The organism is Collinsella aerofaciens ATCC 25986 (genome assembly GCF_964239575.1).
Classification (GTDB): domain Bacteria; phylum Actinomycetota; class Coriobacteriia; order Coriobacteriales; family Coriobacteriaceae; genus Collinsella; species Collinsella aerofaciens_BQ.
The window spans coordinates 1-20,869 of sequence record NZ_CAXSQQ010000029.1; the positions used below are offsets into that span (position 1 = coordinate 1).

The 20,869-nt window shown below is 60.7% G+C and carries 19 protein-coding genes; 12 read left to right on the forward strand and 7 right to left on the reverse strand.

Annotation, left to right across the window (positions count from 1 at the left end):
* Positions 1-36: 36 nt before the first annotated feature.
* Entirely contained in the window at positions 37-984 is a 948-nt protein-coding gene (locus ACESUZ_RS09105) for a C69 family dipeptidase (protein ID WP_373199710.1), read from the reverse strand.
* 408 nt (positions 985-1,392) lie between these two features.
* A complete protein-coding gene (locus tag ACESUZ_RS09110) occupies positions 1,393-2,310 on the reverse strand; it encodes a diacylglycerol/lipid kinase family protein (protein WP_156597430.1) in 918 nt (305 codons plus the stop codon).
* 98 nt (positions 2,311-2,408) lie between these two features.
* Here ACESUZ_RS09110 and rnd point away from each other — a divergent pair, with 98 nt between their 5' ends.
* The 7 genes from rnd (at position 2,409) to ACESUZ_RS09145 (ending at position 9,240) form a co-directional block, all read left to right on the forward strand.
* Entirely contained in the window at positions 2,409-3,542 is a 1,134-nt protein-coding gene (rnd, locus tag ACESUZ_RS09115) for a ribonuclease D (protein WP_373199712.1), read from the forward strand.
* A 64-nt stretch (positions 3,543-3,606) separates the two neighbouring features.
* A complete protein-coding gene (locus ACESUZ_RS09120) occupies positions 3,607-4,311 on the forward strand; it encodes a zinc metallopeptidase (RefSeq protein ID WP_195919565.1) in 705 nt (234 codons plus the stop codon).
* 115 nt (positions 4,312-4,426) lie between these two features.
* Positions 4,427-5,878, forward strand: coding sequence for an exodeoxyribonuclease VII large subunit (gene xseA / locus ACESUZ_RS09125; protein ID WP_373199715.1), 1,452 nt, complete (start codon positions 4,427-4,429; stop codon positions 5,876-5,878).
* 42 nt (positions 5,879-5,920) lie between these two features.
* Complete coding sequence (xseB, locus tag ACESUZ_RS09130) at positions 5,921-6,187, forward strand: exodeoxyribonuclease VII small subunit (RefSeq protein ID WP_006234311.1); 267 nt, start codon at positions 5,921-5,923, stop codon at positions 6,185-6,187.
* Positions 6,188-6,236: 49 nt separating this feature from the next.
* Positions 6,237-6,572, forward strand: a complete 336-nt coding sequence (locus ACESUZ_RS09135; protein WP_035137921.1) for a histidine triad nucleotide-binding protein — start codon at positions 6,237-6,239, stop codon at positions 6,570-6,572.
* A gap of 147 nt (positions 6,573-6,719) precedes the next feature.
* Positions 6,720-7,898, forward strand: coding sequence for an acetate/propionate family kinase (locus tag ACESUZ_RS09140; RefSeq protein ID WP_006234305.1), 1,179 nt, complete (start codon positions 6,720-6,722; stop codon positions 7,896-7,898).
* Positions 7,899-8,061: 163 nt separating this feature from the next.
* Positions 8,062-9,240: an acetate/propionate family kinase gene (locus ACESUZ_RS09145; protein WP_117820680.1), complete on the forward strand. Its 1,179-nt coding sequence runs from the start codon at positions 8,062-8,064 to the stop codon at positions 9,238-9,240.
* A gap of 354 nt (positions 9,241-9,594) precedes the next feature.
* Here ACESUZ_RS09145 and pta read toward each other — a convergent pair whose 3' ends face one another.
* Positions 9,595-10,575 (reverse strand): phosphate acetyltransferase, encoded by a 981-nt coding sequence (gene pta, locus ACESUZ_RS09150; protein WP_006234296.1) that lies wholly within the window; start codon positions 10,573-10,575, stop codon positions 9,595-9,597.
* A gap of 231 nt (positions 10,576-10,806) precedes the next feature.
* Here pta and glf point away from each other — a divergent pair, with 231 nt between their 5' ends.
* Together glf and ACESUZ_RS09160 are read left to right on the forward strand one after the other, a co-directional pair.
* Positions 10,807-12,009: a UDP-galactopyranose mutase gene (gene glf / locus ACESUZ_RS09155; protein ID WP_195361192.1), complete on the forward strand. Its 1,203-nt coding sequence runs from the start codon at positions 10,807-10,809 to the stop codon at positions 12,007-12,009.
* Positions 12,002-13,033, forward strand: a complete 1,032-nt coding sequence (locus tag ACESUZ_RS09160) for a glycosyltransferase family 2 protein (RefSeq protein ID WP_022094096.1) — start codon at positions 12,002-12,004, stop codon at positions 13,031-13,033. The genes glf and ACESUZ_RS09160 overlap by 8 nt, the downstream gene beginning before the upstream one ends.
* Positions 13,034-13,404: 371 nt before the next feature.
* Here the strand turns inward: ACESUZ_RS09160 and ACESUZ_RS09165 are convergent, their stop codons facing one another.
* The 3 genes from ACESUZ_RS09165 to ACESUZ_RS09175 form a co-directional block, all read right to left on the reverse strand.
* Positions 13,405-14,406, reverse strand: coding sequence for a P1 family peptidase (locus tag ACESUZ_RS09165; RefSeq protein ID WP_373199718.1), 1,002 nt, complete (start codon positions 14,404-14,406; stop codon positions 13,405-13,407).
* Between the two features lie 101 nt (positions 14,407-14,507).
* Positions 14,508-15,089, reverse strand: coding sequence for a Maf family protein (locus tag ACESUZ_RS09170; RefSeq protein WP_148345561.1), 582 nt, complete (start codon positions 15,087-15,089; stop codon positions 14,508-14,510).
* Positions 15,086-15,628 carry a DJ-1 family glyoxalase III gene (locus ACESUZ_RS09175; RefSeq protein ID WP_055287259.1) on the reverse strand — a complete coding sequence of 181 codons (543 nt, stop codon included), beginning with the start codon at positions 15,626-15,628 and terminating at the stop codon, positions 15,086-15,088. The genes ACESUZ_RS09170 and ACESUZ_RS09175 overlap by 4 nt, the downstream gene beginning before the upstream one ends.
* A 580-nt stretch (positions 15,629-16,208) precedes the next feature.
* Here ACESUZ_RS09175 and ACESUZ_RS09180 point away from each other — a divergent pair.
* From ACESUZ_RS09180 to ACESUZ_RS09190, 3 genes are all read left to right on the forward strand, one after another.
* A complete protein-coding gene (locus ACESUZ_RS09180; protein WP_373199720.1) occupies positions 16,209-17,189 on the forward strand; it encodes a DMT family transporter in 981 nt (326 codons plus the stop codon).
* Positions 17,190-17,311: 122 nt separating this feature from the next.
* Positions 17,312-18,742 (forward strand): 6-phospho-beta-glucosidase, encoded by a 1,431-nt coding sequence (locus ACESUZ_RS09185; protein ID WP_117583936.1) that lies wholly within the window; start codon positions 17,312-17,314, stop codon positions 18,740-18,742.
* Between the two features lie 31 nt (positions 18,743-18,773).
* Positions 18,774-20,222: a PTS transporter subunit EIIC gene (locus ACESUZ_RS09190; protein ID WP_373199722.1), complete on the forward strand. Its 1,449-nt coding sequence runs from the start codon at positions 18,774-18,776 to the stop codon at positions 20,220-20,222.
* A gap of 175 nt (positions 20,223-20,397) precedes the next feature.
* Here the strand turns inward: ACESUZ_RS09190 and ACESUZ_RS09195 are convergent, their stop codons facing one another.
* The gene (locus ACESUZ_RS09195) at positions 20,398-20,625 is read right to left on the reverse strand and encodes an IS3 family transposase (RefSeq protein WP_373199723.1); all 228 of its coding nucleotides are present in this window, start codon (positions 20,623-20,625) and stop codon (positions 20,398-20,400) included.
* Positions 20,626-20,869 lie beyond the last annotated feature (244 nt).

Genomic DNA, 20,869 nt, shown 5'->3' on the forward strand with positions numbered 1-20,869 from the left:
ATTCTAGGACGAAGGCCGTTCTTCGTTAAACGGGCGCTAGGGCGTCACCCTTACACCAACATTTTCGACGCGATCGATAGTTTTAATTTCGTAATCCGTGCCTTCGGTCAGCTGACTAGCAAAATAATGGCGGCCTTGCACATAGCGGGACCATTGGTTAACGCCAGAATCGGCGAGGCTTTCGCCATACGTTTGGGCGACATCGAATTTACCGTCAGCGGAGTATTTGGCGAAACCCTTCTCCACGGGCATGGACTCGATGTCCTTGGAGTGCAGGCAGTTCTCAGTATCGTTCAGGTCGACATCGTAGTTGAGGCTGCCGATGTTGGGGTTGAGTGAGGCGACGTCGTCGGCCAGCTTCATGGCAATCCATTGATGGGCAGAAAGCGTGGCGAACAGCCAGGTCTCGTTGTTGTCGGCGATAATGATCTGGTCGTTAGTGCAAGTGCCCTGCTCGTCGATCAGGCTGCCGAGGAGCTCGACGCCCTCGCGGGCATTGGCGCTCTGGCCCAGGATGACGCTGCCGTAGCTGTACTCGCCGATGCCGGTAGCCTCATCGATTGGGTCTGCTGCTTTGGCATCCTCGTTATAGGAGGTGCTCAGCGTAGCGGAGCAAGAGACACCCTTCTCGTTGATACCGGCTTCGGAGTAGGCGTCGGTGTGGCCCTCCCAATTGGAGGGATGGTCACGTACGTAGCTGTAGCGATATGTAGGCTTATTCGAAGTGTATTCGAAAGCAGACTCATTCGAGCTGTACGTAAAGCCAGCTTCGTGGGCAGGTTCGATGCCGAAGTGTTTGAGGTAACGCGCACCAAAGTCCTCGGCACGGCCGTAGTACGTGTTGCCGTCGGCCGTTAGATCTTTGCCCATGTACATCTGCGTGCAGGCGAGCGCAGAGGTCGGCATGGACATGATGGTTGCAGCTCCAAAGGCGAGGCCTATGCCAAGCTTTTTGAGCGCGTTGACGGGGTGAGTTTTCCTCATATTCCCTCCCAGCGTGCGAAAGCCCTCCGCAGCCAGAGGGCTTCAGCCAATAAAGACACTTCCTTAGCGTAACGAATCGGAAACAATATTCATCTATGAAAAATGCTTACTCGATAAGCGTAATGAAATATGCGATGAGCGGTTTAATATACTCAGTTTGTAGCTTTAGCCAAATAAAGACGCCCTGCAATTACTGCATCTGGATAAAGCGTCTGGAAATACCGAAATGAAAAATCCCCCGCTGTTTGGCAAATGCATAAACAGCGGGGGAGATGATATTCGGATGAATATCATACCAATGTGGAATTACTTCTTCCGGCGGTGAATCACGTTGATCGCATAGCCGACGAGCATGGCCAAAACGATGACGATAAAGCCGAGCAGGGGATTGTCGTTCATGGGGTCCTCCTATTTACCGAGCGGTGAGAATTCGTCGACGATGAGGTCGAGGCATTGCGGAAGCGCGCGGGCGCCAAAGACGCCGGAGTTGCTGGAGATAATCTCGCCATCGAACTGCATGCCCAGCGACGGTGTACAGGTAATCTTAGCTTCCTTGGTCTGGATGATCTTGAACTGCGGGCGACCGAGCACCTTGCCGGCGGGGTCGAGCGCAGCGGTGATCACGGTGGGCAGCAACTGCACGGTTTTTACGGGCTCGATGACCGCGATGTCGACCATGCCGTCGTTCATGCGGCAGTCTGGGAACAGGTTGATGTCGTTTTGGATGACCGAGGTGTTGCCTGCCATGCAGCAGATGCCGTCGAGCTCCTCGACAATGCCGTCATGCTCAATCGTAAAGTGCGCCACCGTGGGATTGGGCGTGGCGAGCGCGGAGAGGAAGTAGGCGATCTCGCCGATGTCGTTTTTGGTGGGGGCGGCCTTCATCATGATCTCGGCGTCGAAGCCCGAGCCGGCGATGATGATGAAGCCGTGGCGCTTCTCGTTGCCGTTCTCGTCGAGCCAAAAGAGCTCGCCCATGTCCACTTTGACCGTGCGACCGGCGCGGCAAGCCTTGGCAAGCGCCGCCGCCTCGGGGGCATTACCGATGTTGTTGAAGAACAGGCAGGCCGTACCGGAGGGGAAGACGAGCGTGGGGACACCGCATCCGCGCATCTGGTCGAGCACGTTGGAGACGGTGCCGTCGCCGCCCGAGACCACCACGCGATCGAATTCGCGCACGTCTGCCACGGCGTCCTCGGGCTCCATGCCATCGCCGATAAAGCGCATCACGACCTCGTCGCCGCCCTGCGCGAGGGCGTGCGTAAATGCGTAGATTTCATCTGAGCTGGGGCCCGATGCCGGGTTGTGGATGATAAGGCAGCGCATACTTACGTTCCCGTTCTGTGACTAACCGAGTATAGTTGTAAGGCAATGCCGATATCCTACCCGTGTTTTTCGGGCCTAACCTTATTCGATGGGTTGATATGTACATTTCCACACATCAGGCTCTACTCGACTTTTGCCAGCGCGCCCGTGAGTTCGACGCGATTGCCGTCGATACCGAGTTTTTGCGCGAGCGTACGTTCCATCCGCGCCTGTGCCTGGTTCAGATTGCCACCCCTGCCGAGAGCGTCGCGGTCGATCCCCTGGTGATCGACGACCTGTCTCCCTTGGCCGAGCTTATGGCCGACGAGAGCGTGACCAAGGTCTTCCACGCCTGCTCGCAGGATATGGAGGTCATGCTCCACACCGTGGGCGCGCTGCCGCGTCCGATTTTTGACACACAGGTCGCCGCCGCCTTTTTGGGCGAGCGTCAGCAGATTTCCTACGGTGCGCTCGTGCAGACGTTTTGCGGCGTTTCGTTGCCTAAGACCGAGTCGCTGACCGACTGGTCGCGCCGCCCGCTGACCGATAAGCAGATTGAGTATGCGATTGATGACGTCAAGTACCTGATCGTCGCCTATACCGAGATGATGAGCCGCCTGCGCGAGCTGGGCCGTGTGGATTGGGTGCTCGATGAGCTGCGCCCGCTGGCCGACGAGTCGCACTACCGCGCCGACCGCCATGAGGCATTCCGCAAGGTCAAGCGCATCAACTCGTGCAGCCGCCATCAGTTGGGCATTGCGCGCGAGCTTGCCGCCTGGCGTGAGGACCGCGCTGAGCGGCGCAACATCCCGCGCAAGTGGGTTATGTCCGACGATACGCTGCTGGCACTCGTCAAGCGCAATCCCGTGCGTGTTGAGGAGTTCCGCAGCATTCGCGGTACCGACCAGCTGGGGGAGCGCGACGTGGACGGCGCGCTGATGGCCATCAAGCGCGGTGCGAGCTGTCCGCACGATCGCCTGCCGCTCTTGGTGCGCGGACATCGTCAGATTTCGCCGGAGTTGGAGAGCGTGACTGACCTTATGTATGCGCTTATCCGCCTGGTTGCCGAGCGCTCGGGCGTTGCGACCTCGGTCATTGCCTCGCGCGATGACCTGGCCGACTACATTGAGCATCCCGAGCAGAGTCGCCTGCGCGAAGGTTGGCGCTTTGAGCTTGTGGGCTCGCGCTTGGACGATCTGCTCTCGGGCAACATGGGGTTGACGGTCAAAGATGGCAAAATTGAATTGCTGTAAGGAAGCCTAGCCGCTTGAGTGGGTAGAATGCCTCCAACGTGTAACTCGATTCGGAGGAATTCGCATGCCTTATTACTATGGATACGGCTTTGGCATTGACCCGCTGTACCTGCTGGTTGTCCTTGTTTGTACGGTGCTCGGTCTTGCCGCGCAGAGCTATATCAACTCGACGTATAAAACCTGGTCTAAGGTTCGCTCGGACGGTGACACGGGCGCTGCGGTCGCGCGCCGCATGCTCGACGCCAATGGTTGCAATGCTGTGGGTATCAAGGGCGTCGCCGGTGAGCTCACCGACCATTACAACCCGCAGGATAACAACCTGTATCTCTCGGACGCCAACCGTTCGGGCGGTTCGGTCGCAAGCGTTGCCGTCGCCTGTCACGAGGCGGGCCATGCCGCCCAGCGCCAAAGCGGTTACGCCATGATGAAGGTGCGCACTGCCCTGGTTCCGGTCGTCAACTTTACCCAGAACACCTGGACCATCGTGCTACTCATGGGCCTGTTTATGAACATCGCGGGGCTCACGACCCTCGCGCTGATCTTCTTCTCGTTTAGTGTGCTGTTCCAACTGGTTACGCTGCCGGTCGAGATTGATGCCAGCCGCCGCGCCGTGGCGTACATCGAACAGTCGGGTATGAGCTCCAAGCAGGTCAACGGTGCCAAGAAGGTCCTGACAGCAGCCGCGCTCACCTATGTGGCCGCAGCGCTCACTTCGATTATTCAGCTGCTCTACCTGATGGCTCGCTACAACAGAAACTCCAACCGATAACAAATTGGGTCGCTGGGCGCCGCGGGGATTCGTGTCCCCGCGGCGCTGTACTATGTGTTGGACTTGAATTTGCGCAGGGCCGGAGCCCTTGTGCACGATGACGAAAGGAGGCTGCGTGGCGGGCTGGAATCTAACCGGCAATGCCTTTTCCGCCGAGTTCGACGGTTCGGATGGGCAGGAGCGCAAGGAGCTCAGCGTGAGCCAGGCGGTGGAGATCGCCGCCGGTGCGCTCGATGCCATTCCGCAGCTGAGCGTCCTGGGCGAGGTCACGGGCTTCCGTGGCCCCAATGCCCGAAGCGGCCACTGCTACTTCCAGATTAAGGACGATTCGGCCGCCGTTGACTGCATCATTTGGAAGGGCGCCTATCTCAAGCGCACGTTCGATCTGCGCGACGGCATGCAGGTGAGCTTTAAGGGCAGCTTCAATCTCTATAAGGCCACGGGTCGTATGAGCTTTGTCGCTCGCTCGTTTTCGCTGGCGGGGGAGGGTCTGCTGCGTCAACAAGTGGCGCAACTGGCCGAAAAGCTACGCCGCGAGGGCCTGATGGACGAAGCTCGTAAACGCCGCATCCCGGTGTTCTGCTCCCGCGTGGCGGTCGTCACCTCGCTTTCGGGTGCTGTAATCGACGACGTCAAGCGCACGTTGCGTCGTCGCAACCCGCTCGTCGAGCTCGTCTGCGTGGGCGCTAAGGTTCAAGGCGAGGGTGCGCCTACAGAGCTCATTGAGGGCTTGCGCCGCGCCGCTTCCATTACGCCGGCGCCCGATTGTATTTTGCTGGTGCGCGGCGGCGGTTCTTTCGAGGACCTCATGACCTTTAACGACGAGGAGCTTGCCCGCGCGGTGGCGGCCTGTCCCGTGCCCGTGGTGACCGGCATTGGCCATGAGCCCGATACCTCGATTTGCGACATGGTGAGCGACCGTCGCGCTTCCACGCCCACGGCGGCGGCAGAATCGGTGGCGCCGGCCATGACGGAGTTGGCCGACGTGCTCGAGACGCGCCATCAGCGCCTGGGCGCCGCGATGGCATCGATGATTGGGTCGAATCAGGTTGATTTGGAGATGCTCGATCAGCGCGGTCGCCGTGCCTGGGATACCTATACGGCCCGTCTGGGCGACGCGCTCAATGCCGCCGCATGCCGCCCGTGCCTCAACGACCCCACATTTATGGTCGAGCGTCGCGAATCGGAGCTTGCGCTGACTGCCGATCGCCTGTCCGGTGCCATAACGCGCTCGGTCGGGACATTCCACTCCAACTTCGAGCGTTTGCCCGAGCGTTTGATCGCAAGCACCTCGGGGCTCGATGGCAAGCGCCATGCGCTCACGCTTGCGAGTTCCCGTCTGGAGCATCAGGGACGTACGATGCTCGGCAAACCTGCGTCCGACCTGGGCCGAGCTGCCGCGTCGCTCGATGCCCTGTCGCCGCTCAAGGTGCTTGCCCGCGGCTATTCCATCGCGTACAGCGATGACGGTGTGGCTACGAGCGCCAAGACCTTTAAGCCCGGCGATGCCATTCGTGTACGCATGGCAGACGGCAACGTGGCGGCAACGGTCAATACGGTCGAGTAGGCCGCGTTTCATTGTGATAAACCTTTAGGAAAGGAAACAGATATGGCAGAGAAGACCCCGGTCGAGCAGCTTACGTACAAGCAGGCCTCGCAGGAGCTGGAGCTCATCATCCGCAGCCTGGAGTCGGGCGATATGGAGCTCGAGGAGTCGCTTGAGAGCTATACCCGCGGCGTCGAGCTCCTCAAGAGCCTGCGTACCCGCTTGTCCGATGCCGAGCAGAAGGTCTCGGTGCTCCTTAAGGACGTCGACGGCAACGACGTGCTCGCCGACGGCGAAGCCGCCAACACCGACGACAACCTTTCGTTCTAACCATCCCGACCAAATATAATTACCTTGGTCTGTGAGAAAGGAACCAACCATGTGTGATTGCATCTTCTGCAAAATTGCCAACCACGAGATCCCCTCGACCGTCGTCTACGAGGATGACCAGGTCATCGCGTTCGACGACCTCAATCCCCAGGCGCCGGTCCACACGCTCGTGATCCCCAAGAAGCACTACAGTGACATCGCCGATAACGTGCCCGCCGAGACCATGGGCGCCATGGCCCACGCCATCCAGGAGGTCGCCAAGGCCAAGGGTCTGGAGGACGGTTTCCGCGTCATCTCCAACAAGGGCGTCAACGCCGGTCAGACCGTCATGCACTTCCACATGCACGTCCTCGGCGGCAAAAACCTGGGCGAGAACCTCATCTGAGGACGCCTCTTCCGTGCAATGAAACGGAAGCTCAGGCACCGATAACTTATATATCAACGCAATAAACCCGAGCGCGAGGGCGTTTGGGTTTATTATTGAAGCGTATGTAACCTGGCGGCGCCACACCGCCTGTTAGTAGGGAGACACATGAACGTTCTGGTCGTCAACGCAGGATCTTCGACCCTTAAGTATCAGGTCATCGATACCAAGTCCCACAAGGTGTCCGCAAAGGGCTCCTGCGAGCGCGTCTGCTTTACCGGCGGTACCTTCACCCACGCTGCCAACGGTTCCAAGAAGGTGACCGAGAACATCGAGTTCCCCGACCACAAGGTCGCCATCGAGGTCGTTCTGAAGGACCTCGAGGCCAACGGCGTCAAGATCGAGGGCATTGGTCACCGTATCGTTCAGGGCGGCTGGTACTTTGGCGACTCCTCCCTCGTCGACGAGGACGTTCTCGCCAAGATCCGCGAGGTCGCTCCGCTGGCGCCGCTGCACAACAACCCCGAGGCCAACGTTATCGAGTACTGCCTGGAGCAGTATCCCGACCTGCCCAACGTTACGGTCTACGACACCGCTTTCCACTTCAACATGCCCGAGGTTGCCAAGACCTACGCCCTTCCCAAGGATGTTTGCGACAAGCTGCACATCCGTAAGTACGGCGCCCACGGCACCAGCTACCGTTACATCTCCAAGAAGGTCGCCGAGATGACCAACGGCGAGGCTCGCAAGGTCGTCGTGTGCCATATCGGCTCCGGCGCTTCCCTGTGCGCCATCGAGGACGGCAAGTGCATGGACACCACCATGGGCCTCACCCCGCTCGACGGCGTCATGATGGGCACCCGCTGCGGCTCCATCGACCCGGCTACCGTGTGCTACCTGCAGCGCGAAGGCGGCTACACCTTCGACGAGGTCGATGAGATGATGAACAAGAAGTCCGGCCTTTTGGCTGTGACCGGCGGCAAGACCAACGACTGCCGCAACGTCGAGGAGCTCGCCGCTGCCGGTGACCCCGAGGCTCAGCTCGCCTTCGATATGTTCGTCTACAAGATTGCCGCCAAGGCTGCCGAGATGGCCACTTCCATGTGCGGCATGGACACCCTGGTCTTTACCGCCGGCATCGGCGAGCACGCTCCGGCTGTTCGCGCTGGCGTTGCCGACCGTCTGGCCTTTATGGGCGTCAAGATGGATCATGCGCGCAACGCCCTGCGTGGTGACGGCGCTTGGTGCCTGTCTGCCAAGGATTCCAAGGTCAAGATTTTCGTCATTCCCACGGACGAGGAGTTCATGATCGCTTCCGACGTCGAGCGCATCGTCAACGGCAAGTAATTGCAAGAGGGGAGGGGCTGGACGACCGAGCGCCGTTCGGCCCCTCTTTTGCGCTCGTTGGGCGATATGCTGATATCTATTTATCAAGATATGATAACTTCTTATTAAAATGCGGCCGCCTTAAGGGGCCTGCGTCGACCGTATTGCACTGCGAAGGAGTCTCATGAACGTACTTGTTGTCAACGCCGGCAGCTCAAGCCTTAAATATCAGCTTTTGGATACCGATACCCGCGAGGTTTTCGCCAAGGGCAACTGCGAACGTATCGGTTCGGACATGGGCATCTTTGGCCACTCCGAGAACGGTGGCGCCAAGCAGACCGAGGAGGTCCCTTTCCCCGATCATCGCTCTGCTATCGCTCGCGTGCTCGAGGAGCTTGAGAAGACCGACTTTACGATTGATGGCATTGGTCATCGTATCGTTCAGGGCGGCTGGCACTTCGATGATTCCGCAGTTGTCGACGACGAGGTTATGGCCAAGATTCTCGAGGTGGCCCCGCTCGCCCCGCTGCACAACTACGGCGAGGCCGCGGCGATTGAGTATTGCCGTGAGAAGTATCCGGAGCTGCCCAACGTGGCGGTCTTCGACACCTCGTTCCACATGACCATGCCCGAGGTCGCCTATACCTACGCGCTGCCCAAGGACGTGTGCGACAAGTACCACGTGCGCAAGTACGGCGCTCACGGCACGAGCCACCGCTATGAGTGGATGATGGCCAAGGAGATCCTGGGTTCGCGCTGCCACCGTCTGCTTTCGTGCCATTTGGGTAACGGTGCTTCGCTTGCTGCTATCGAGGACGGCGTGTGCCGCGACACCACGATGGGCCTCACGCCGCTTGACGGTCTGATGATGGGCACCCGCTGCGGTTCCATTGACCCGGCTACCGTATGCTACCTGCAGCGCGAGGGCGGTTACAGCTACCAGGAAGTCGACGACATGATGAACAAGCAGTCCGGCCTGCTTGCCATTTCGGGTATCTCCAACGACGCCCGCGACATCCGCACGCGCGCCTCCGAGGGCGACGAGCGCTGCCTGCTTGCCTTCGATATGTTCGCCTACAAGGCCATGCAGCAGGCCGGCTCCATGATTGCTTCCATGGCGGGCGTGGACACCATCACCTTTACCGCCGGCATCGGCGAGAACGACTGGTCGATCCGCAAGGCCTTCTGTGACTGCTTTGAGTGGCTGGGCGTGCGCATCGACAATAACAAGAACCGCGAGGCCGTGGGCAACGGCCCGCAGGTCATCAGTGCCGCCGGTTCCGCCGTCACGGTCATGGTCATCCCCACCGACGAGGAATACATGATCGCCCACGACGTCGAGCGTCTGACCAAGAACAACTAACGCACGCATTTGCAAGTAAACGAAAGGCCTCCAGAGCAACAGCTCCGGAGGCCTTTTTGCTAGCAGGTGAAAATTCCAGTCCCAAAGAGATCATCATCAGCAACGCCTGCGCTCCCAGCAACGGCATCCAACCATTCAGATCTTCAGCCTCAGCTCGTAGCCAAGCCGCCGTCCACTCCAGATGCCCTAATTGCTACGTAGCGGTAGAAGGCCGTACGGGCTAACCCCTGAAATCATTCCGCACTGACCAGAAACGCCCCCGTTCGTAGCTCCGAAGGAGCAGAACGGGGGCGATTCATTGGTCGAGGACGTTTTCAGGGGTTAGCCCGTACGGCCTTCGGGCGAGTGCGTGCGCTACTCAGCCATCTGAGCCTGGACGGCGGTGATGGCTACGACACCCACGATGTCGTCGGCAGAGCAGCCGCGCGACAGGTCGTTGACCGGCTTGGCGATGCCCTGCAGGATGGGGCCGTAAGCGTCGGCGCCGGCGAAGCGCTGGACCAGCTTGTAGCCGATGTTGCCGGCCTCGAGGTCGGGGAACACGAGCACGTTGGCCTTACCGGCGACGGAGGAGCCGGGAGCCTTGAGCTGGGCGACGGTGGGGACAATAGCGGCGTCGAGCTGCAGGTCGCCATCGATGGCGAGCTCGGGAGCCTTCTCCTTGCAGAACTTCACGGCCTCTTGGACCTTCTTGGCGACCTCGCCGCCAGCGGAGCCCATGGTGGAGTAGGAGAGCATGGCCACGTGCGGCTCAACATTGCCCATGAAGGTGGACCAGGAGTGAGCGGAGGCGATGGCGATCTCGGAGAGCTCGTCGGAGGACGGGTTGATGTTGAGGCCGCAGTCGGCGAAGATCAGCGTGCCGTCGGTGCCGAACTGCGGGGTATCGGTGCACATCACGAAGAAGGCCGAGACCAGCTTGGTGCCCGGGGCGGTCTTGAGGATCTGAAGCGCAGGGCGCAGAGTGTCGGCAGTGGAGTGGCAGGCACCGGAGACCAGGCCGTCGGCATCGCCCATCTTGACCATCATGGTGCCAAAGTAGGTGGCGTCCATCACCTGGGCGCGAGCCTGCTCGATGGTGACGCCCTTCTTGGCGCGGAGCTCGGCAAACTTCTGCGCGTACTCCTCGTGCTTCTCGGCATTGCGCGGGTCGATGACGGTGGCGCCGGGAACGTTGATCTCGTCGGGGTTGCCCAGGATGACAATCTTTGCCAGGCCCTCCTCGATGATCTTGGTGGCCGCGACGATGGTGCGCGGATCTTCGCCCTCGGGCAGGACGATCGTCTTAAGGTCGGCCTTGGCGGCAGACTTCATACGGTTAAGGAAATCGCTCATGTTACTCCTTACAAGCGTTTCGCTAAGCTCCAGGCGCCCGGCTGTTCACGAATAAACCCGCTGCTAGCGGGTTTACCTTTCAATTATGTACGCCGCGGTGCTTGAGCTTTCCTTGTGTGGCAAGCTCATTATAGGACGCATTAGCGCTATAATCGCTCTGATAAATATGTCTCGAAGAATGTTCGAGAAAAGCCCAGCTAACGAGCCCGTGGCTTTTGACAAGGAGTATCGATGCAGATTACCTCAGGCCTGCCTGAAGGCTTTAACGCCGGCGCGTACGACATGATTGTCGTCGGTGCTGGATATGCCGGCGCCGTTTGTGCCCGCCGTCTTGCCGAGACCATCGGCTATCGTGTTGCCGTTTTGGAGCGCCGTAGCCACATTGCGGGCAATGCCTATGACTGCACTGACGAGGCCGGAATCCTGATCCACGAGTACGGTCCGCATATCTATCACACCTTTAATGAGCGCGTGCACAATTTCCTGTCGCGCTTTACCAAGTGGACGGATTATCAGCACAAGGTGCTCGCCAACATCAACGGTACCCTTATGCCCGTGCCCTTCAACCATGCGAGTCTCAAGCTCGCCTTTGGTGACGAGCGCGGCGAGGAGCTGTATCAGAAGCTCGTGGAGACCTTTGGCAAGGATGTCAAGGTGCCCATTATGGAGCTGCGTAAGAAGAACGACCCCGACTTGGCCGAGGTCGCCGATTACGTCTACGAGAACGTCTTTTTGCATTACACCATGAAGCAGTGGGGCCAGACGCCCGATCAGATCGACCCCTCGATCACCGGCCGCGTTCCCGTCTTTGTGGGCGATGATGACCGCTACTTCCCGCAAGCTCCCTTCCAGGGCATGCCGCAGGAGGGCTACACGGCGCTCTTTGAGCACATGCTCGACCACGACCTGATCGACGTGTTCTGCGACGTGGACGCCCGCGATCTCTTTGAGATCGACGAGACTACCGTCAAGATCGACGGCAAAGTCTATGGTGGCGAGATTGTCTATACCGGTCCGCTCGACGAGCTGTTCAACCTCGACCTGGGCGCTCTGCCGTACCGTACGCTCGACATGAAGTTCGAGACGCTCGATATGGACCAGTTCCAGCCCGTGGGCACCGTCAACTACACCACGAGCGAGGACTACACGCGCATCACCGAGTTCAAGAACATGACTGGGCAGGTCCTGCCCGGCAAGACCACCATCATGAAGGAGTACTCCAAGGCCTATACGCCCGGCTCGGGCGAGACGCCGTACTACGCCATTCTTGAGCCCGAGAACCGTGAGCTCTATGAGCGCTATCTTGAGCGCGTCCAGAACCTGACGAACTTCCACCCGGTTGGTCGTCTGGCCGAGTATCGTTACTACGATATGGACGCTGTGACCAATTCCGCCCTCGATCTTTCGGATGAGATTATCGCCTGCCATGCATAAAGTCATAACATTCGGTATTCCTTCGTATAACGCCGCCAAGGACATGGACCATTGCATCACCTCTATCTTGGAGGGGAGCAATTACGCCACCGATATCGAGATTATCGTGGTGGACGACGGCTCCAAGGACGAGACGGCCGCCAAGGCCGACGAGTGGGAGGCCCGTTATCCTGGAATCATCCGCGCGGTGCACCAGGAGAACGGCGGTCACGGTATTGCCGTCCTTTCGGGTCTGCGCGAGGCGCAGGGCACCTACTACAAGGTTGTTGATTCGGACGACTGGCTTGACGGCGCTGCCCTTTCGACCATGCTGTCGATTCTGCGTGGCTTTGAAGAGCGCGACCAGCGCGTTGACCTGTTTATCTCGAACTACGTGTACGAGAAGGTTTACGAGGGCACGCATACCGCTATTGGCTACAAATTTGCCCTGCCGCGCAAAAAGATCTTTTCTTGGGATCAGATCGGTCATTTCCGCCTGGACCAGAACCTACTTATGCACAGCCTGTGCTATCGGACGGATGTGCTGCGCGAGTCCAACCTTCCCATGCCGCCGCACACGTTCTATGTGGACAACATCTACGCCTACGTGCCGCTGCCGCGTTGCAAGACCATGTACTACGCCGACATCGACCTCTACCGCTACTTTATCGGTCGCGAGGGCCAGAGCGTCAACGAGGCAACGATGGTCAAGCGTCTGGACCAGCAGTTCCGTGTGACGCGCATCATGATGGAGTCGTACCACCTGTACAGCGATGTCGAGTCGTCGCGCCTGCGTTCGTACATGATGGGCTACTTCACCATGATGATGGCGATCTGCTCGGTGCTCACCAAGCTTTCCGAGGAAGATTGCGCCGACGAGCGCCTAAAGACGCTGTGGAATGATTTGAAGGCCTACGACGAGCGCATGTATCGTCGTGCCCGCTACGGCGTGGTCGGGTTCTTCACCAATCTGCGTGGACGGGCCGGAGACAAAACCACACTCGGCCTATACCGTCTTGCCTCAAAGATCTTCAAATTCAACTAGCTGCTGAGTAATCGCTGCTGATAGGTTGACTGGGCCCCTTGGCCTTTAGTTTGTTACTGCGAACAGTCCTGCTCGCACGGAAAGCACATTAAGTGCTTTCCGGCTCGTGCGGAACTTGTATCAAACTAAAGGCCAAGGGGCCTCTGCTATAAGAATCGATTGTCAGGTTATTTGAATTTGAAGATCTTCGATGCGCGGTACACAGGGGCCTGGGCTGAAAAGACTTGGTTGGTAGGTTGCCCGGTGGGGCTTGGTTATGTTTGTCGCGAGTTCCGCACGAGCCGAAGAGTACTTAATGTGCTCTCCGTGCGAGCCAGGACTGTAGAGCAGCAAACATAACCAAGCCCCACCGGGCAACCGGACGAGCTAGTTTACTTCGCGGCGCCGGGGATGCCGTGGGAGGTTTTGGCGGTTTTGGCTCCGTTTACGATGGCGGTCTGTAGGGCCCTTACGGCGAGCATACCCAGTAAGTCTAGGGGAACGGCGGCGCTTGCCTGGGTGCCCAGTTTGCCGCTGGCGAGGGTGTAGATGGTGTCGCCGTCGTTGGTGGTGTGTGTGGGACGGATGGCGTGTGCGTAGGCGTCTGCGGCCATCTGGGAGACCTTGGTGGCTTGTGCCTTAGTGAGTTCCACGTTGGTGACGATGCAGCTGATGGTGGTGTTGGTGCGGTCGAGCGGCATCTGCATGGATCCGGCGGCGGCAAAGGCTGCGAGTTCCATGTCGACAATCTGGTCGCTATCGGCTGCGGCGCGCATACCGGCGACCCACTCGCCGGTGAAGGGGTCGACAACGTTGCCGCAGGCGTTGACTGAGACCACGGCGCCCACCTTGACGGGGCCGAGTGCCACGGCAGCAGCGCCTAGGCCGGCCTTCATGCAGGTGGCGGGGCCCATGAGCTTACCCACGGTGGCGCCCGTGCCGGCGCCCACGTTGCCCTGTTCGAGCTTGGTGGGGGTGTTGTCGAGTGCTTCGCGCACCGCGGCGATGCCGGCCTCAATGTCGGGGCGAACGGTGGGGTTACCAAAGGCGAGGTCGAAGATACAGCTGGAGCACACGATAGGCACCTGCGTGGGGCCGACGGGAAGGCCGATGCCGCGGCTCTCAAGCTCGCGAGCGACGCCGCTTGCAGCCTCGAGGCCAAAGGCCGATCCACCTGAAAGGCAGACGGCGTGGACCTTGTCGACGGTGTTCTCGGGTCGCAGCAGGTCGGTTTCGCGCGATGCTGGGGCACCGCCGCGAACGTCAACGCCGCCGGTGGCGCCTTCGGGTGCCACGATTACGGTGCAACCGGTGCCGGCCTCCTCGTCCGTATAGTTGCCATAGCAAAAGCCATCGACATCGCAGACGTCAATGGCCTCGAGCAGTGTATCCATGTTTAACTCCTATCGGTTTTCCGCCGCGCCTTGTGCCCGGTCGGGATCCGTACGGTACGCCAAAATTGTAGGCGCCGGGGGATACCCAGCGCCAGATGCAATTACGAGAGTTTTTGAATCGCGCGCGCGACGCGGGCGATGGGTAGGCCCACCACGTTATAGAAGTCGCCCGAAATATCGTGCACGAGCATGCGTCCTCCTGTGCCCTGAATGCCGTAGGCGCCGGCCTTGTCCATGGGCTCTCCCGAGGCGACGTAGTGCTCGATTTGCTCGTCGGTGAGCTCGTAGAACGTCACGTCGGTCACATCGACAAAGGACAGACTCTCGGCGGCATGCGGGGCGGCCGTATCGCCTGCCTTAACGATGCAGACGCCGGTTGCGACCTGGTGCGTGCGGCCCGAAAGCTCACGGAGCATGGTGCGCGCCTCGTCCTCGGTTGCCGGCTTGCCCAGAATCTTGCCGTCAAAGGTGACGATGGTGTCGGCCGCGACCGTCAGCTCATTGGGCTCGGCATGCTCGGCGGCAACGGCGGCGGCTTTTGCGCGTGCTAAGCGTTCAACGAGCGTAAGCGGGGCCTCGCCATCAAACGGCGTTTCGTCGATATCGGCAGGAATGATGCGAATGTCATAGTCCGCCTCGCGCATCAACTCGATGCGGCGCGGTGATTGCGAAGCCAAAATCATAGCTGAATGCCCTCGGCGACTTTCTCGACGGCCTTGTCGCCGGCGAGCGTGCGCAGCAGCTCAAGCGCAAAGGGGAGCGACTGGGCCATGCCGCTAGCGGTGATGATGTTGCCGTCTTGCGTAACCTTCTCGCCGGTATAGGCGCCTTCGGGGAAGCTTTTCTCAAAGCCAGGGAAGCACGTGGCGTGGCGCCCCTCGAGCAGGTCGAGCTCGCCCAGGATAAACGGGGCAGCGCAGATGGCGGCGACGTGCTTGGTCGCGGCGAACTCGCAGACCACGTCGCAGACGCGCTGATCGGCGCGCAGGTTGGTGGCACCGGGTAGGCCGCCGGGCAGCACGACGCAGTCGTACTCGTCAAAGTTGATCTCATCAAAGAGCGCATCGCAGGTCACGGGGATCTGCAGCGAGCTTACGACCTCACGCGTGGGCATAATCGAGACGAGCGTGGCACGCACGCCGCCGCGACGCATGACGTCGACCATGGTCAAGCACTCAATAGTTTCAAAGCCATCGGCGGCGAGAACGGCAACGCTGGGCATGAGGGTTCCTTTCATAGACGGCATACAATTAGCCGTCTTATACCCCGAAGACCTCCGCTTGCCACGCTCGATTTCCCAATGTTTAAAATAGCCCCGTCCGAATTAGCTATCCTCACCCATCCTCAACAATCTCAATCTGTAACATCTAGACCCACTTTTGACCCTAACTGTTACAGATCAAGACAAACGGAAACCGCCCCGACAAAACGTCTAAATCTGTAACATCTACGGACCAAAACCGGGTCTTACTGTTACAGATCGAGACAGTCCCCAACAGCACCGCCCCGTTTGGGGAACGACTGCCATAGGTACGGCGGGCAGAGGCTCACTTTTTTCCTCGGTTTTTTCTTGACGGAATCTCACCTGTTGTAATACTTTGTCCCAGTCTAAAAACGCGTGGACTTTTCTGGGCGCTAGCCACCTTTTTGCCACGCAACCGAGCAGTCGGTTGCGTGGCTTTTTTCGTCTTGGCAGCAGGTACCACATGCACCGCCAGAAGACCGCACGAGCCCACCTTCCGACTGCAGGGAACAGACGCACGAGACGTGCATCTGCAAGACAGCAGACGGAAGGGAGCCTAATGGCAGGAACAAACACAATCAAGCAACAGGCCGCCGGGGCAGGAGCCACGGGCGCGGGACAGGCCAAGGCGGCGCTCCAGGTCTTTGCGGGCGGCGCCTGCTACGGCGCGATGGCCACGACCTACAAGCTCGCCTACGCCGCGGGCTTCACCTCGGCGCAGGTGGTGGCGAGCCAGGCGTGGTTCGGCTGCCTCTTCTTCGCCCTCGCCACGCTCGCAGGGCACGCACTCGGGCACCGCTGGCAGCGCGTGGGCTGGAAGCTCGCCCTCAAGCTCATGGGCCTGGGAGCCCTCACCTGCCTCACCTCAATCCTCTACTGCTACGCCATGAGCGTGCTGCCCGCCCCGGTGGCGCTCACGCTCCTCTTCCAGTTCACGTGGCTGGGGCTCGTGTGGCAGACCGTCATGACGCGCCGGCCGCCGAGGCTCCTCCAAGTGGCCTCCGCCCTGGTCATCGTCTTCGGAACGGTGTTCGCCAGCGGCGTCTACAAGACCGGCATCACCGGGTACGACCCCGTGGCCCTGCTCTGCGCGCTGGGGGCGGCCGTGTCCTGCTCCCTCTTTGTCACCCTCTCCGGCAAGGTCGAGGCCCCCTGCTCGTCCGAGCAGCGTGGCGTCATCGTGTGCGCGGGCTCCGTGGTCATGTCGCTCACGGTGTGCCCGGACTACGTCGTCTCGGGCGTCCTCGCCCAGGGCATCCTGCCCTTTGCCGTCATCGCCGGCTTCTTTGGCATGCTCTGCCCGGTCCTGCTCTTCGGCATGGGCTCTCCGCACCTGCCCGCAGGCCTCTCCACTGTCATGGCCGCCGCGGAACTCCCCGCCGGCCTGCTCATCGCCATGATCGTCCTCGGCGAGCCGCTCGGCGTCGTCGAGTGGCTGGGCGTCGCCATCATCCTCGCCGGCGTGTGCCTGGCACAGGTCCCCTCCCTGCTTGGAGGCCGGGAGGCACGTCGCGCCGCCGCAGGACAAGCCGTCAGCTAGCCACCCCTTCACAGGCGGCCCGCGCGCATCAGGGAAAGGGCCACGGGCCCGGCGCGCGAGGCCGCAAGGACGTTATAAAGCGTCCCCCGCAGAGATGGGGGCGCCAGAGAGAAGGAGGCACCATGCCATTTCCAAAAGGGTTCCTTTGGGGAGGAGCCACCGCCGCCAACCAATGCGAGGGAGGTTATGACGAGGGCGGCCGCGGCCTTGCCAACGTCGACGTCATCCCACACGGGCCGGAGCGCAACGACGTAAGCCGCGGCCTGAGGCGCATGCTCGACTTTGAGCCCGGGTACTACTACCCGGCCCAGACGGGCATCGACTTCTACCACCACTACCGCGAGGACATAGCCCTCTTCGCGGAGATGGGCTTTAAGGTCTTTCGCCTCTCCATCGCCTGGAGCCGCATCTTCCCCAATGGCGACGAGGAGGAGCCCAACGAGGCCGGGCTCGCCTTCTACGAGGACGTGTTCCGCTGCTGCCGCGAGCACGGGATCGAGCCCCTCGTGACCATCACGCACTTCGACTGCCCCATCCACCTCGTCAAGAAGTACGGCGCCTGGCGAAACCGCACCCTTATCGAGCTCTACAAGCGGCTTGTGACGGTGCTCTTCAACCGCTACCGCGGCCTCGTGCGCTGGTGGATCACGTTCAACGAGATGAACATGATCTTACACCGTCCCTTCATGGGTGCCGGCATCGTCCTCGAGCCCGGGGAGAATGCCCGCGAGGCCGAGTACCGCGCCGCGCACAACGAGCTCGTGGCGAGCGCCTGGGCCACCAAGATCGCCCACGAGGTCGATCCGGAGAACAAGGTGGGCTGCATGCTCGCCGCGGGAAGCTACTACCCCTACTCCTGTCGTCCCGAGGACGTTCGCGCGGCGCAGGTCAAGAACCAGGAGGACCTCTTCTTCGTGGACGTGCAGGCGCGCGGTCGCTACCCCGGCTACGCGCTCAAGATGCTCGAGCGCGAGGGCATCGACGTGGGCATGACCGCCGAGGACGAGCGCATCCTTGCGGAGAACACCGTCGACTTCATCTCGTTTAGCTACTACTCCTCGCGCTGCACCGCGGGCGACCCCGACTCCGTGGGCGGCGTCGCCGAGGGCAACGCCTTCGCCGGCGTGGAGAACCCCTACGTGCGCACGAGCGACTGGGGCTGGGTCATCGACCCGCTGGGATTCCGCATCACGATCAACGACCTCTGGGACCGCTACCAGAAGCCGCTCTTTGTGGTGGAGAACGGCCTCGGCGCCTATGACGAGGTGCTTCCCGACGGCACGATCGAGGACGACTACCGCATCGCCTACCTGCGCGAGCACATCGAGGCCATGCGCGACGCCATCGAGCAGGACGGCGTCGAGATGCTCGGCTACACCACCTGGGGGCCGATCGACCTCGTGAGCGCGGGCTCCGGCGAGATGGAGAAGCGCTACGGCTTCATCTACGTGGACCGCGACAACCTGGGCAACGGCACGCTCGAGCGCAGGCGCAAGAAGAGCTTCTACTGGTATCAACAGGCCATCGCCACCAACGGAGGCGACCTGGGCTAGCCGCCCGGGCAATATCGCTAAGGAGAAAATAATGGCTGAAAAATACGACGACCTGGCCAGATCCATACTCGAGAACGTAGGCGGCGCCGAGAACGTCGCCAGCGTCGCGCACTGCATCACGCGCGTGCGCTTCAAGCTCAAGGACGAGTCCCGCGCCAACACGGCCAAGACCGAGGCCCTCAAGGGCGTCATCCAGGTCATCCAGGCCAACGGCCAGTACCAGGTGGTCGTGGGTAACATCGTCGAGGACGTCTACGACGCGGTCATGGAGGCCGGCAACTTCTCGAGCGGCGCAAGCGCCGACGACGAGCCCCAGGGCGAGAAGACCGTTGCCTCCGTCATCATCGACCTCATCTCTGGCATCTTCCAGCCCATCCTGGGACCGCTTGCCGCCGCAGGCATCATGAAGGGACTGCTTGCCCTCATCACCTACTTCGTCCCGGCCTTTGCAAACGACGGCCTCTACACGCTGCTCTACACCGTGGCTGACGGCTTCTTCTACTTCCTCCCCGTCGCCCTGGCGTTCAGTGCCGCGCGCAAGTTTCGCATGAACGAGTTCACCGGCGTGGCAATCGGCGTGGCGCTCCTCTACCCGACGATGGTCGCCCTGACCTCGGGTGAGGCGCTCGGCAGCATCGACCTCGGCGTGGCCGGCACGTTCTCGTGGTACGCCACCGCCCTCGGGCTCCCCATCATCATGCCCGTGTCCGGCTACGTGAGCTCGGTGATTCCCGTCCTTCTCATGGTGTGGTTCGGCTCTATCCTTGAGCGCTGGCTCAAGAGCTGGATGCCGACTGCGCTCAAGATGTTCCTCGTCCCGCTCGCCACGATGACGGTCTCCATCGTCTTGGGCTACCTCGTCATCGGCCCGGTGGCCACCCTCATCACCAACCTGCTGAGCGCGGCGTTCTCGTTCATCTTCCAGCTCCCCGTGGTTGGTTCCGTCCTGGGCAGCGCCCTGGTCGGCGGACTGTGGATGTGCCTCGTCATCTTTGGCTTCCACTGGAGCCTCATCCCCATCTCCATCATGAACCTGAACACCCTCGGCCACGACAGCGTGCTCGCCGCCACCATCGGCCACGGGTTCGCGCTCGGAGCGGTCATCTTTGCCATGTACCTCAGAAACAAGGACGAGCGCTTCCGCGGCATCGCCCTTCCCGCGATGATCTCCGCCTTCTTCTTCGGCGTCACCGAGCCTGGCATCTACGGCATCGCCCTGCCCAACAAGCGCGCGTTCGTCGTGGCATGCCTGAGCTCCGCCGTGGGCGGCGCCATCGTGGGAATGACGGGCGCCCTCATGTACATCTCGGGCGGCCTCGGCGTCTTCAACCTGCTCAACTTCATCGACGGGACCCCTGGTGGCGCCGGGATCTCCCACATGATCTTCGCGATCATCGCCTCACTCGTCTCTGCCGTTCTGGCCTTTGTTATCGAGTTCATCACTTACCGACCCAACGACGACGAGGAAGGCGCCCGCTAGCTTGCGCCCTTTTCGACCAGCTCTATGTAATTGAGGAGCAGTTGAGGTGGGCGAGGGCCGAGGTCGGTCGAGGCGGCCGCCCCGTGTCCGGGATAACCTGCCCGAAGGCGTCTAGCTTTCTCAAACGGCGCTGAAATGAACTTCGCCCCGATACTTGGACGGGTCAATTAGCGACCTATGTCGCACATGGGGACTGATTCCGGAACTCCTCCGGGGTCAGTCCCTTTTGCTTAACCCGCCTCCTCTTGTTCCAGTGAACGGTATAGGCTTCGAGGTCCCGCTTGAACTCCTCGAAGCTCCGCCACGTCCGGTTCCTGTAGAACTCGTCCTTCAGGCACCCGGGCAGCAGCTCCGTCGCATGAGCTTGCCTCGCACGCCGCCGGCCCCGGCCGGGTCCGGGCACCCTTCGGCCTCCCGCCGGCCTTCGGCGCGCCCGTACCCCCTGTCGCAAAGCTCTGCTGCAAGAGTCTTCAGCGTGGCGTCGTGCCTGACTCTCCCGTCCATAAAGAAGCCCCCATTTCTAATGTTCAAGAAATGAGGGGGCGGTTCAATTTCGGGACGGGGATTAAATAAGGCTCTGTTAGACCAGGATTGACATTCCGCCCCGTCATCTTCTTGCGATTGCACAATGGTCGCCCCTTGTCGAA